The 13,596-nt window shown below is 53.1% G+C and carries 10 protein-coding genes; 1 reads left to right on the top strand and 9 read right to left on the bottom strand.

The features are described 5' to 3' along the window. Positions 1 to 18 precede the first annotated feature (18 nt). The 9 genes from ACUN0E_RS21365 to ACUN0E_RS21325 form a co-directional block, all read right to left on the bottom strand. Positions 19 to 1,362 (bottom strand): glycosyl hydrolase family 28-related protein, encoded by a 1,344-nt coding sequence (locus tag ACUN0E_RS21365; RefSeq protein ID WP_445567905.1) that lies wholly within the window; start codon positions 1,360 to 1,362, stop codon positions 19 to 21. Beyond that, positions 1,355 to 2,662 (bottom strand): hypothetical protein, encoded by a 1,308-nt coding sequence (locus ACUN0E_RS21360; protein ID WP_445567904.1) that lies wholly within the window; start codon positions 2,660 to 2,662, stop codon positions 1,355 to 1,357. Before ACUN0E_RS21360 ends, ACUN0E_RS21365 begins: the two co-directional genes overlap by 8 nt. Further along, positions 2,659 to 3,864 (bottom strand): glycosyltransferase family 4 protein, encoded by a 1,206-nt coding sequence (locus tag ACUN0E_RS21355; protein WP_445567903.1) that lies wholly within the window; start codon positions 3,862 to 3,864, stop codon positions 2,659 to 2,661. The genes ACUN0E_RS21360 and ACUN0E_RS21355 overlap by 4 nt, the downstream gene beginning before the upstream one ends. A 64-nt stretch (positions 3,865 to 3,928) precedes the next feature. Continuing rightward, entirely contained in the window at positions 3,929 to 6,139 is a 2,211-nt protein-coding gene (locus ACUN0E_RS21350) for a polysaccharide biosynthesis tyrosine autokinase (RefSeq protein ID WP_445567902.1), read from the bottom strand. After that, complete coding sequence (locus ACUN0E_RS21345) at positions 6,136 to 6,564, bottom strand: low molecular weight protein-tyrosine-phosphatase (RefSeq protein WP_445570501.1); 429 nt, start codon at positions 6,562 to 6,564, stop codon at positions 6,136 to 6,138. Before ACUN0E_RS21345 ends, ACUN0E_RS21350 begins: the two co-directional genes overlap by 4 nt. 14 nt (positions 6,565 to 6,578) lie before the next feature. Next, a complete protein-coding gene (locus tag ACUN0E_RS21340) occupies positions 6,579 to 7,751 on the bottom strand; it encodes a polysaccharide biosynthesis/export family protein (protein ID WP_445570500.1) in 1,173 nt (390 codons plus the stop codon). Between the two features lie 113 nt (positions 7,752 to 7,864). Continuing rightward, positions 7,865 to 8,599 carry a carboxypeptidase regulatory-like domain-containing protein gene (locus ACUN0E_RS21335; RefSeq protein WP_445567901.1) on the bottom strand — a complete coding sequence of 245 codons (735 nt, stop codon included), beginning with the start codon at positions 8,597 to 8,599 and terminating at the stop codon, positions 7,865 to 7,867. Between the two features lie 19 nt (positions 8,600 to 8,618). Further along, positions 8,619 to 10,997, bottom strand: a complete 2,379-nt coding sequence (locus ACUN0E_RS21330; protein WP_445567900.1) for a YjbH domain-containing protein — start codon at positions 10,995 to 10,997, stop codon at positions 8,619 to 8,621. A gap of 23 nt (positions 10,998 to 11,020) precedes the next feature. Further along, on the bottom strand, positions 11,021 to 12,436 hold the full coding sequence (locus ACUN0E_RS21325) for an undecaprenyl-phosphate glucose phosphotransferase (protein WP_445567899.1): 1,416 nt from the start codon (positions 12,434 to 12,436) through the stop codon (positions 11,021 to 11,023). Positions 12,437 to 13,347: 911 nt separating this feature from the next. Between ACUN0E_RS21325 and ACUN0E_RS21320 the strand changes: the two genes are divergently transcribed. Next, positions 13,348 to 13,503, top strand: a complete 156-nt coding sequence (locus ACUN0E_RS21320; RefSeq protein ID WP_201073954.1) for a DUF3309 family protein — start codon at positions 13,348 to 13,350, stop codon at positions 13,501 to 13,503. Positions 13,504 to 13,596: the final 93 nt, after the last annotated feature.

Here is a 13,596-nt window from a genome sequence, read left to right as displayed (position 1 = left end):
GCGTGGCCGGTAAATTTATTAAAAATGGTCATACTTCAAAAAATCATCCATAACTATGTTTTTTCGAGGTGATTCTGAACCGACTTTTTTCGAGAACGACGAATCCATGATAGTGTTATTTGTCCACTGTGCAACAGCATCGCTTCGTGAATCCAACAAAACTGTGTCGTTATCAAGACCACTAAAGTCATTATTAAAAAATTTAATCCCTGCCCCACGGGAAGTTGGGAGACTTCCACTACCCGCAGCCACCGTCAATATCGGGGAGTAGTTTCTCCCAAATCGGAACTGAGTAATTGAATTTGAAAAAATCTGCACGCGAAAAGCAGCATCTAGATCGAACAAGGGGAAATGTTCGGCAGCATGCCAAGTTTGCCCGGACCACTCAAATTTACAATTTGACAGGACAAAAATATCCAAATTAGCTCGTGAATCGGATTTAATATATGTACCGAAGTTGCCTTCAAAACGGGAGGCGTATATGCGAAGATTATTAACGTTAGCAGCCAAATTTTTGAGAATTATTGGTCCAATAAAAAACACGGCGTCGCTATGACTCGCATCTATAGAATTAAAGAAAACGTTTTCAAATTTTCCTTCGAACCAGTGCTGAAGTCGGACTCCATTTCCAATCGCGTGACCAATCTCGAGGTTTCGAATCGTCACTTCGGAGAACCCTAGCCCCACGAAAACGCCTTCACTTAGCGCGTGTCCTCCGCCTTCGAGCGCGAGATTGGATATTTCTCCGCCAAGAGCTACGCCCGGAACCGTATCTGACTCGTGACTAAACGCTAAAACAAAGGCTTGGTTCCCTTTGGCTAAAAGCTCTGCTCCATGGGATTCCCATTTTGAAACACCTTCGCCGAGAAGTTTTATAGGACGGCTGACCCGTATCCCTGAAACCACATATTTCCCCAATGGAAACACCAATTGGCCGCCGTCGGGCGTATCGTCGACAGCACTCTGGACGGCCGCCGTATCATCTGTCTTACCGTCGCCTGTGGCTCCAAAGTAGGTAACGTATCGCGAGCCGGCATATATACGGTTCCAGCGCCCACCCTCCACGCCACGAACGGGCAGCACTGTCCCGCCGTTTGCCTTGCGAGAATCAGAAGGACTGAAAAAGAATTGTCCACCCCCGCCGTCTCCGGGGTACCTGTACCCAAGCACAACCGCGATCGTCCCCTCTTTCGGGCGCAACGCGTTGTCGTTTTCCAACGCGGCTACGGACTGGTAGACGTTGACTGTCGGTTGTATGGTCTGCGTCACATCAGCCTGCGCCAATTTGGCACCACTTAAGAGAATAATTAATGCAGGTAGAATCACGGAGCGGAATTGAATACTCAGCTGATCTTTACACATGTTGACGCCTCATTTTTTGCGATGATTCGAAGCGTGAAACGCCATTTTGCAAGTACATTTTACTTTGAGCGATTATCAAACCGATAAAAAACATACACACAAGCGACTCCGGAATATCTGTAAAAATACCAATTACAAATATTGCAATCGCGACAGCAATCAAACCACGTGAGGCCACCACATCGTAACTGTATAAGCGTTTGAAAACAAAAAATAGCGAAGCGTAAATAGCTACTCCTAAAGCCCCAAAAGAGCCCCAAAGTGCCAATGCGGTATTATCCGAGACTGCCAAATCGCCGCCCCCTCGCCCCAAAAGCGCTGGGACCTCAAATATCCGCAAAGAAGACCCGACCGCCCCAAAACCAACACCCGTAATTGGATTTGCAAACTGAGTCGCGACATCAATAAAGTCAGGCCATGTGTTATTAAGTCGGTCATCAAAGGACGCAAAGAGCAGAAGGTCGACATCGTCGTGCATGTCTATTACGTAATTTTCGAAAGTCGTCGAAAACGGAAGCCAAATTGCGGCACCAAGTAGAGTTGCACAAACAATTAATACCAACCCTTTCGTTCGGTACGTCTTCAATACAAGTCCGCCCAAAGCTAAAGCAACAATCGAAGCCTTATGGGTGGTTAGATATATTGGAATCAAGGATGCAGCTAAAATTCCATTGCGCACTATATAATTCTTTATACTTGGCGTTACGTATAATATCGGCAATGCAATTCCGATTGCAGCTGAAACTGAAATACGCGCAAAGCCAGCCAGCCGCGCCACATCGAAGGCGTTCCAGTCCCGACTCCCCTCCAATTGAGTATCGCCAATTTTGTACATATAACCTTGCCAAGGAAGATCCCTAAAACTGTTTACAAGAACCCCCACGCCAGAGGCGATTGCGCAAAACAGCAATAACAATAGGAACGATCTTCTTTGGTGAATGTATTTATGTACGACGATGCCAAGGAGAATCGGCGACCATGTATAATATGAGAAAAGAATATTCTCTAGCGGGACACCATGAAAAAGCGCTACACATGAATATGCGGCAACAGTGAGAATAGGCAGCAGTAGAAAATGAGTGCTTTTCCGCGTACCCATTTCGAATAAAACAAATGCTACTGCCAGCATCTTTGGTGCTGTAAGTGCTGCTCCGAGACCAAATTGATCGAGGTAATAGCGAAGCGCACCGGAAAACGTTTCAGTAAGAAGCAAAGAAGAAACAATACAAAATGCAACGATTCCTCGGTTTGACAACGAGCTCCGATTAACAATATTTCGGGTTTGCACGAATAAGGTCATATCGTGGCCCCTTCTTGCGCCAGATGAACGTCAAATAACAGATCTTCATATTTCTTAAGCATTTGATCGGGGTCGATAAAACTTTGGACCGACGCTCGCGCATTTTTTGCTAGCGAAATATAGACAGATGGATCAGAAGTCATTTTCTCGATTGCGCGACGTAACGAGTGTTTATCTTCTGTATCGCACAAAAAACCATTGATGCCGTCTTTGATAATTTCCGGGAGTCCGCCTTGACGCGTGGTTATTACAGGAATGCCGTACGCGCAAGCCTCCGCCGCGACCATTCCAAGCGGTTCGGGCCAGAGAGAAGGAACGATACAAACTTCCACACTCTGAAAGAATTCCCGAGGCTCAACGTAACCCACGAATACCACTTTTGAAGAGGCAAATCTATCCTTTAAATATGTTTCGTATCGCTGATCTCCCTTACCGGCAAGATATAAAGTACCCTCAGCTTTCGATGCTTGAAATTCTTCAAGCATCCACTCAACCCCTTTTGCCTCGGAAAGCGTTCCAATATAGCCAAATTTAACTGGGACACTATTGGTCGGCTCAGTGACGTCAATAAGCGGAATGTTTCTAGCGTTGTAAATAGTTTTACCTAGTACTCCAGCGAAGTACCCGCTGTCGCGCATGACATTCAGAATGTACTGACTAACGCCGACTACGGCCGATGCTGCCATCGACGCGCGAGCGTGACGCTTTCGCAAAAATCGACACTCGTTGCAAGGTTTTTGACAGACGCTCCCCGCCCGAAACCTATTGCTTCGGGCACACACAAGATAGAGATCGTGCAGCACCTGGACAAATGGCACATTCGCAGCTCTGATTTCATCCCATGCCGAGATGGACCAACCTGTCAAGTTGTGGCAACTCACCACGTCGGGCCGCTCATTTTCGATTACAAGCCGTACGTAGTCGCGCATCGATTCGTTATAGGAATCCTTAATATGCCAGAACATTCTCGCCAGCGAATTTCTTTGCTTAACAGAGTGATGCCAGAAGATGTTTTTCAGGCCGGCCCGATAAATTTTTACCTCATCTACGACGTCTATGACGAGTCCGGCCGCTGGTCCCGTTGTTAATACCGTGACCTCATGGCCACGTGCGCGCATACCTTTAACTAGGTTTCGAAGCGAAATTTCTGCACCTCCGCCAACGTGCGGCTCGTAAAGGCTGCATATGTAGAGTATTTTCATCCTCGGGCGCTCCCTCTCGCACTAAGTTTCGATTTACGCGTGGCACACTGCATGGAGCGCGGCATTAGTGCTTACTTTCGTACGCGTAATAGCCTGAGTTGTAGGCCCCGTAGCCTATCTTTCGCGCGGGGACATCAGTGAAGAGAATTCCCTTGAGCGAGACTCCGCCAGTCCGAAGCCGCTTAGCACATGCAGCTATTTCGTGCATTGGATGCCGACCGTGACGTATTGCAAGAAGAGTCGTCGCTGCGGACTTCCCAACTATCGTTGCGTCTGTGACCGCAAGGACGGGGGGAGTATCTACAATGACGACGTCGTACTGGGAGGAAAATAGTTTGAGCGCTAAATCTAGCCTTCCATTTGCCAAAAGTTCCGCCGGGTTCTGCGGCAAGGTTCCTTTGACAATGACATCCAAACCCGGCAGCACATCACGGTTCACAAGCTCTTCTGCTGCATATCCCGAGAGCAACTCGGATAGACCGGGGAGCTTCGAAATGCCAAAATAGGTGTGAACGTCGCCGCGGCGCATATCAGCATCGATAAGAAGGACTCGTTCGCCGCCAATAGCCAACACTGCGGCGAGATTGACAGACAAAAACGACTTTCCAACTTCAGGCCTCGGCCCTGTAATCATGATGATATTGTTTCTTGCGCCCACGGTATTAAATTTAAGCGCCGTTCGCAGGCTACGAACACCTTCGACCGCGACGTCCTCTGGCGCTGACGTCACCAGGACGTGTTGCCCTGCTCGACCGCGTTCAATCGCACGCGCCAACTTGAGTTGGGCCTCGCTATGAGGTATTACCGCGTAAACGGGAACCCCAAGGGATTCCTCGATTTTCTCGGCATTTTCAACTCCGCCGTACAGCGACTTCCGAATAAATGCGGCAGCTAGTCCCAAGATCAGGCCTACCACTCCGAAAACGGGAATTAGAAGAATCTTTTTGGGCTTAACTGGGCTTTCTGGGATGACTGCAAAATCAACAACCCGAACGTTTCCCACCTCACCCGCTTTTACTATTCGCAATTGCTGAGCGCTGTCGAGCAGATTGGTATATAGCTCTGTATCGACCCTGACGTCGCGGAGAAGTCGAAGAGCCGACTGCTCGGTGTTCGGAAGGCTCGCTACGCGTGCGTCGAAGTCAGACTGTTGCGATTCGAGCGCAGAAATCTGAGCATTAATGCCCGCAATTGCCGGATGTGTCTCCGTAAATCTTTGAGCCATTTCCAGCCGCTGCTGCTTAAGTTCCGTCAGCTTCGCCTTGCTATCGACGACTTGTTCCAAGAGAAGCTTGCTCTCCATGGTCAAGTCGACAGTACCATGCTTGTTACGGAACGCGTTGTACCGCTCCTCGGCGTCATCCAGCTGTTTTCTTAGATCAGGAAGTTGTTGGTCCAAGAACTTGAGCGTGCTTTGAGCCTCGGTCGATTTTCGGTCAATATTCTGTTGTACGTAGGCCGTCGCAATTGTGTTGATGACACCAGCGACAGCTTGCGCGTCGTATCCATCGAGTGACACACCAATTACACCAGACAGCTTCGTCTTCTCTGAGATGAGCAAAGAGTCTTGAAGCTTGGCAACCGTGTCAAGCGTCGAAAATCTTTGGATCAAGAATTGCGTACCTGGACGAGCGACAAGTTTGTCCACAAGAATTCGAACTTCGCCGTTGGCAAACCTCGCGGCTTGCTGCTTCAGCGTCACGCCACGGAAAAGCACCTCGCCGTCCGGATCGCGGAGAGTAAAGGAGCCTGCCTTTTCGGCGACCAAGACGAATTTGTCCCCGTAATAATCTGAGGGCACTTCAAATTGGGAGACGCTAATGCTCTCACCACCCCATGCAAACTGGCTCATTCCCAACTTGGCAGGAGCTGGGTTTGTGGTATCAGAGTGTCGTGCGATCACACCGCCAACGATCGGGAAATATCGCGGTTGCGCTGAAACGTCTAAATGAAGACGCTGTACCGTTTGAGCTGTGACCAAGCGTGAACGTATGATTTCAATTTCAGCAGCGGCTGTTTGCTTATTATCAAACATGGACGCAATGTCACCCAAAGCATCCTTCGTTGCATTTGCACTGTCTTCGACCTGAATCATTGCGTCTGCACGATAAACCGGGCGAGCCAAGTAGACATATGCAACGCCAAAAATAAATATCGTTAACGCTACCGCAGCAATCAATCGCCAATTCTCTACCATGACGGTAATATGCTCTGCCCAATGTACCTCGTCATCGCTTAGAGATTCAGCGGCACGGTTTTCGGATAGGAAGTTCATACGGTGACCGCCAAGCTATTGATTAGTTGGATCCAATTTTGCAAACCGCACTCAATTTGAGCTAGGGACGCCTCAAAAGCTTGACGTCCCCTTCGATAAGGATCTGCCACGTCAAAATTCTCGTGATCACCCAACCTATAAACCTTTCCTCGCGAGAACACATATTTACTTTCGATCCACTGCCGCTGCGAAGTACTCATCGTCAATACCAACTGCGCTGACTTGATGTGATCCATGTTGAGCGCGGTTGCAACGTGGTTTTCTATGCTTATACCGCGCTGCTTCATTAACTCGATAGCCAATGGCTCGGGATTATGGCCAAGCATCGCATTGATGCCGACGGACGAGACCGAGGCGAACGGCATCTCATTCGCGAGCAGACCGGCTGCCATCGGGCTTCTACACACGTTCCCTTCGCAAACCATCAATATATTTTCGATCATTTTGTCACGATCGCCGTAGTTAGACCCGCGTTGATAGCCGGCAAAAGGAGGCTTAACACGCGACTGAATCTGACCAATCCATTTCCATCTACGTACACAACGTCCTTTGGCTGCAATTGAAATTGATTTGCCAATATCATTGCCACGGGCGAGTGCGCGTCCAAGTGAAAGACTTGGGGTGTTGTGCCTAGGGACCCCCTAATCACATAAACTTGGGCGGCATCGGCGCTATTCGTATTCAGACTACCCGCCTGGGAAATAGCATCGCTCAGCGTAAGTCTTCCATTCTGTAACGGTATAGCAGTTGCAGGCTTATTTACCTCGCCCATTACAAACACGCCGTTTTCGTCGCGGGAAACTATCCGCAACAAATCACCATTTCTGAGCAGAATTTTTGAAGGATTTTCACCATGATCAAGCATCATGGAGAGATCCAGTGGATAGGAGACCCCGTCGCGGACGAGTGTCATTCGGCTCTGGTCAGCTGCCGGACTGAATCCGCCTGCACGGTTGATCGCTTCGTATAGCGTCATTGGAATGTCGTTTATGGGAACGGCACCAGGCGTATGCACTTCCCCATCGATGTAGACTTGACGCGCGCGAAACGAAGCAACTCTTATAGTCACTTGCGGTTTGACAAAAACTTTTGCAAGTTCTTGCGATAGTTTGTTCTGAGCCTCGTCGGGACGCAATCCCGCGAGATGAATTGCTCCGACGTAGGGAAATTGGACATTTCCGCTGCTGTCTACGATGAAGCCAGGAACCGGGTCGAAGGGGCGACTATTCGTCTGCGTCTGAGTTCCTAAGGCCGCGGCTAATTCCGGATGGTCCCAAACGGTAATTTGCAGCACGTCTCCCGCGCCAATAAGATAAGCGCTCGGGGTTCCCACTAGATTTGCCAATTGCGAGTCACCCGCCAGAGCGGCCTCATCGCGCGTTTTCTTGATAAGCGCGATGTTGATATCGACGATCGGAACTGGGAGTTCAACCGGCGGTGTCTCGCGGTCGCCATTCGTTACAGGTAACGAAGCAGGACCGGTCATTCGCATTCCGGGAGCAACTACACATCCCGCAAAGGTCGTTACAAGGGCGATTAGAGCAAATCGGCGCACAACCAGTGTTGCAAAGCGCTCTACGCCGATCGCTCGTATTTTCCAAAAAAGTCTCATCACATTCACCTCGATTTGCATCCAGTTCTTCGTCTGCGAGGAAAGGTCGCCGTCACTTAAGCGACCAAACCGTTCGCGCGAAGTATTATTGGTGGCCACGGAATCACAAAACGCTACTTCGTCGTAGTCCCCGTCCCACCACTTCCACCCGTACCACCCGTCGCCCCACCACTTCCACTCGAAATCGGAGCCGCTGCCCCAGCCGCCTGCGCAGCTGCAGATAACGAAGCCGCCGGCAGCCCAGTACTCGTAATCGCCCCAGCCTTCAGCAACGTATCGAGATCCGCATCCGCACCCGGCGCGCCGGGCGTAAACGAAACCGTCAGGAACGAAGAAGAGGAAAGCGTGATCCCATACGTGCTCTTGATCAGCGCCACAACCGCCGCCTCAGCATTCGCAATCACCGTGCTATTCGACAGCGCACTTTGAAACGACGCGTTCGAAGTGATCCCCGAGAGCAGCCCGCTAACAGTCGTGCCCAATTGCCCTGCGATGTAGTCCAACAGCAATTCCGTCAACGGCGTCACGTTGAACGTACCCGCGCCGGCTGCAAACGAGTGAATCGTGATCGCGCCGCCGGTCGCCGTAATCGTGCAAGGACCGTCAAACGCGAACGTGGCCGAATACGCACCGTTGGAATTGGCCGTTGCGCTACCCGAGCCGTTCTTGCACGTCAGCGTGATACTGGCGTTAGCCAGTGCCGCACCAACTGCCGCCGTACCGCTCACCGTCCCAACTGGCGAGCCACCACTACTGGTTCCCCCACCGCATGCGACCAGCGCACTGGTTGCGAGAGCCATCGATCCGAATTGCAGCGCGCGCAGCGTGGCGCCGTTTAGAAGCTTCATCGCTTATCTCCAAAGAAAGTCATTCACAATTGACCGGCACCAACGCCCGTCCGTCGCTTACACCCTGCAAACCGCTTCCGCAGACGCCATGTGAAAGCGCGACGCCCGTCGATACAGCAGGCACGCTCACTTGCGGCTTCGGCTTTGTTCCGTCACTACCTGGTCGCCCGTAACGCAGATACGCATCGCGCATCCGGTAAAGCTGAGTCGAGAAGTACTCGCCGCTAAAGCGGCCCTGATTCAACAAGTACTGCTGCGTGCTATACGGGAAAGCCATGTTCTCCGCCGCATTGGCCGACAGATAATTGGTCGATCCCACTCGCGTGCGGAAATCCAGCCCGAACTGTTCAGAGCCGTACACCTGGCTGATCCCTGGCTTCATGCCCTGACGCAATGTCAACGGGAAGCTGATTGCGGCACCCACAAACGTTCCCTGGCCGCTATGCTCGCCATGCACGCTCACCGATACGTCGTCGAACCAGCGCGTCAGCGTCGCGACCGGCCCCTTGTCTCCACCCACAAAGCGCGCCACGCCCGCTTCGATCCACAGCTTCCAGGACGGTTGCACCCAGCGGTAAGTCAGCTCGGCATTCTTCTCACTCGGCAATTCGTCATGGCCCGGCTCATGGTGCAAATAGGCGAGCCGCAAACGAATCAGATCGGGGCGCCCCGGCACAAACACGGTTGTTTCGTTTTGCACACCAACGTACGAGTAATCGAACTTGCCGATCGATGCCACATTGAATACTTGCGGCATGACCCAGAAGCTTTGTGCCAATGCGACCGCATTCAGGCCGCCGCGCAGGCGGTAGTCACTAAACACGCGGCCTTCGTCCATGTTCTTTGTGTTGTAGAGCGGTGCGATATAACTCGCGTACAACTCCGCACCACGCCAAAGCGGCACGAACCCTTCAATGTTGGCGCCGAGTGAGATATCGAAGTTGCCGTACTCAGTGCCGTACAGGTAACTGACAACCGGCTCAATCTGAATACGCGTCAGTCCATGCGTGTGTTCATTGCCATGCCATGCGATCGAGTCCGCGTCGTATGTCGGGCGCGTGCGCATTGTCATTGAGGCGCTGGCAGCCGCCGGCGCACCGCCCTCAACGAACTGCTCAAATGCGTCGCGATCAACAATGACTTCGCCTAACGGCTCATTGGCCTTCTTGATGACCACGTGAATCTTGTCCGTGCCGTGCGGTGCATTTACGCTCGCCACACCGAGCACAATGCCGAGTGCGTCAGCTTCGTTCTGGTTGTAGCGATGGTTCTCGTACTCGACCACCAGATCCCGGCCGCTCATCCCGACGCGCACGCGCTCGAGGCCGGCCGCAAACAGTTGTGCGGCGATTTCGTCAAGCGCGGAGGTGTCCAGCGCCTCCGGAATCGCAGGCGACTGCGCTCCCGACGATTTGGCCGCCATCACATCACTCAACATCACCGACGCATACGACTGCAGCGGCGGTACATACGTAATCGGCGCCGCAGCCAACGCATTGCTGTTACCCGTGGCAGCACGCGTGTCCACCGGTTGCAGGCTGCCGAGACGGATCAGACCGTCATCGTCGGCATCCGCTGTCTGGGCTGCGGGCACTTGCGGTCCCTCGCACAAGCCGTCGGCACAACGTGCACCGCTAAAGCGCTTGCCCAATGGAATCTGAATGCCCACCGAGAAAGACGTGCGCGGCGACACACCATCCGTCGAGCGGATCGAACGCATGAACGTGCCGATCACGTTCGCATCAGCTAGCCAGCTAATCCGCGGAGACTGATAACGCACACCGGCATAAGGCGTTTTCGAATCGTCTTCCGCGAGCAGAGACAAGCCTGTGTTCCACAGCGAGACTTGCGCGCCACCGAACAAACCATCGAGGCGATCGCCCTGACCGTAACCCGCCGTCAATGTCACCGGTCCAAACGCTTGCGACACCACGCCGTATTTCGAACGGAAGAAATGCGTCTGGCCGCCAATGTCGGTCATACCGAATGCAATGCTCGGCTGATACTTAAAGAACTTCGGCACTTCGAACTTAACGTCGCCCATCAGATGACGGAACAGAAAGTGGTCGGCATTGCTGAATGGAGCCGGGACATTCGCTGGGTAATTGGCAAGCCCCCCGGACAGTTCCACGTAAGGCAGCAAGCCCACTGCTCCCCAATACATCTGCGCGCCCGTCGCTTTCTTTCCGTAGCGTGGATCAATGTAGTTGTTGTACTGCGTCTCCACCGTCCCTTCGGGCAGTGCAAACGCATACGGAATCACCAAGCCACCCGCTTGCCCGAGCGCATTGAGCGCGGGGTCGGCCGCTTGCGCTGAAGCGGAGAACGCTAAAGCTGCAGCTAGCGCCAGCGCTCTCGGCGCCGACCGGGGTTGTTGTCCGCGTAATTTATTGGCCATGTGTTTTTTATTGTGTTCAGGTGTCAGTACGCGTTGCTATGAACCAGACCCTTCGCTATCGTCGCCGCAACAATCCGCATGTCGAGCCCAAACGACCAATTACGCAGGTAATACAGATCGTGTTCGACGCGCCCTTGCATCTTCTCGATCTGGTCTGTCTCCCCTCTGAATCCGTTGACCTGCGCCCATCCGGTGATCCCCGGCTTGATCCGGTACCGGTGGATATAGCCGTTCACTACTTTCTGATAAAGCTCGTCATGTTCAATCGCATGAGGCCGGGGCCCCACTACCGACATATCGCCCCGCAGTACATTGAAGAACTGCGGCAACTCATCCAGGCTAGTCCGCCTGAGAAACGCACCCACTCGCGTAACACGCGGATCGCCGCGCGTGGCCTGCTTCACCTGACCCGCTTCTACGTCATGAGGACGCATCGAGCGGAACTTGTAGATCTTGAAGATGCGTCCATCCGCACCCTTGCGCTTCTGCGTGAAAAATACCGGTCCACGCGAGGAGAGCTTTACGGCAATTGCAATCGCGATCAGCAACGGAGCAATCGAAAGCAGCACGCAGGCGGCGAACGCGCGATCGAAGATCTCTTTCTTCACCAAAGCGCGAGCCGGCACCGGCGACGCAACCAGGTTGATCGCGGGCATGCCGATCAGGTCGATCATGCCGCTGTCGAACAACGCCACACTGCGCATATCGGGCACGAAACGCACGTTGATGAGGTCGTCGCGAAACTCAGCCACAAAACGCGACAGCGTGCGTTCCTCGGAGAGTGGCAACGCAAGCCACAACTCCTGCACATCGTGTGTCCTCACGTAAGCGGCGAACTTGGTGATGTCGTCGTACACCGGCACACCTGAGCCTATCGTCCCCACCACCGGCCGCACATCAAAGGCCGCCACTGCACGAAATCCGCTCGTCGTCGAGCCTTCGATATTGCGCACGACCTGGTGGCAATGCGACCCACACCCCACAACCGCAACCCGGCGGAGATTCATCCCAGCGTGCCGAACGCGTGCAAGCACAGCGTGCACAACCAGACGCGACACAATCAGCGCGCCGCCCGTGATTGCCATCCAATAGGCAAACCAGAGACGCGAGATGAAATCCGTGCGATGCAGCGAGAACATCAGCACCAGACCACAGCTTTGAACCACGAGCCACGCCAGCGACACCTGACCGGCCATGCGCAGGCGTGCTCGCCCACGCCATGAACCGTAGACGCCGAATACGGGAAACAGAACCAGCGTAAAAGCTGCGGCAAACGCGACAAATGCGGTATCGATACGGCTCTGCGTGAGATCTTCAAATCGCACTTGCGACGCAGCCACCGCCCCAAGGACGACAAGCACCACATCGAGCAAGCGTGCAATCAGGCTTTGCAACCCCGGAATCGTTCTTCTTTGATGCGCAAAATTCGCCGTATCCATTCTTATCCCCGCGCTGGTCTCTCGCGCCAAACGTTCTTGTCGAGCTGCTGAACTTGTGTTCGCTTCAACAGCTCATGTCTCTCAGGCTTCAACCACCACGCTCTTCGCGATAACAACACCACCCCGGCACGCGAAGAAGCGCGCAATGCAATCAACTTTGAATTCACTCATCCAGCGCGAAACCAAACGTCTGGACGTTGCTAAACAACAATGGGGGATTCACTGCAAGCCGCTCGCACCCGTGCAACCTGGGTACTCAGGCAAAACGCCGCCACGATAAGATCCGAACAAAAGATCCCACCGCTTGTGCGCTGAGGAGACAGACCTGATAACCCCCGACCAGGCCAGCCGTTGACTCGAACTTCAAAACCACCTACTGCTTGTCTTGTCTGTGTTGTGCACCGCACTACCTATAAAGCAGCAAGCATGCCAATCGTCAGAGTTCTTTCACAATTGATCTGGGGATATGGGGCAAACCCTTGTCATATATGCGTTTTTCCTGACCTTGGGCCTCAGAAGGGACGCAAAAAATGACGGGAAATCGTGTTCGGTAACGCGCTCGTTACGTAACACCGCCCGTAACGGCCCCAACAATCAAGTGGCGGAAGTGGCGAGTTGTACGACGCGGCAAAGGTATGAAGAATGGAGAAAGAAGACGCGCTTCTACGGGACCAGACAGATCGCGAGATGTGAGTTGAATCGCTCGTCTGTCGACCGATCGGGACAGTGCCCGTCGTACGAACGCGGAACCTCAACGGCCGTTTTAAACAATTCACCCCGCGCTTTTCGTCTTGGGCACATGGGTTGCTGAATCAGGACATCGATACTGCCTTCTCGCAAGCGCGCCTAACTGCGTGCTGCATGGCTGTCGTGACCGGAAGGTCCTATCAACCCAAGCGGAGGTGATTAATATGTTGGGAACTATTCTTCTGATTGTGCTGATCCTTCTCCTCATCGGTGCGTTTCCGACGTGGCCGCATAGCCGTTCATGGGGTTATGCACCGACAGGCGGTATCGGCATCGTGGTGATCGTCGTGATCGTGCTGGTCGTTGCAGGCGTGATATAGCCGGCGTGAAGCACGCGGGTCAGCAGTTCAAAACCAGGTCGGCCGCCGGATATCGATGCAGTTCGTTGCATGGGTATCCGGCGGCCGGCGCCA

Source organism: Paraburkholderia sp. D1E (genome assembly GCF_052682275.1).
The sequence above is the reverse complement of the archived record's forward strand: the minus strand, read 5'-3'. Positions and strand labels throughout refer to the sequence as shown.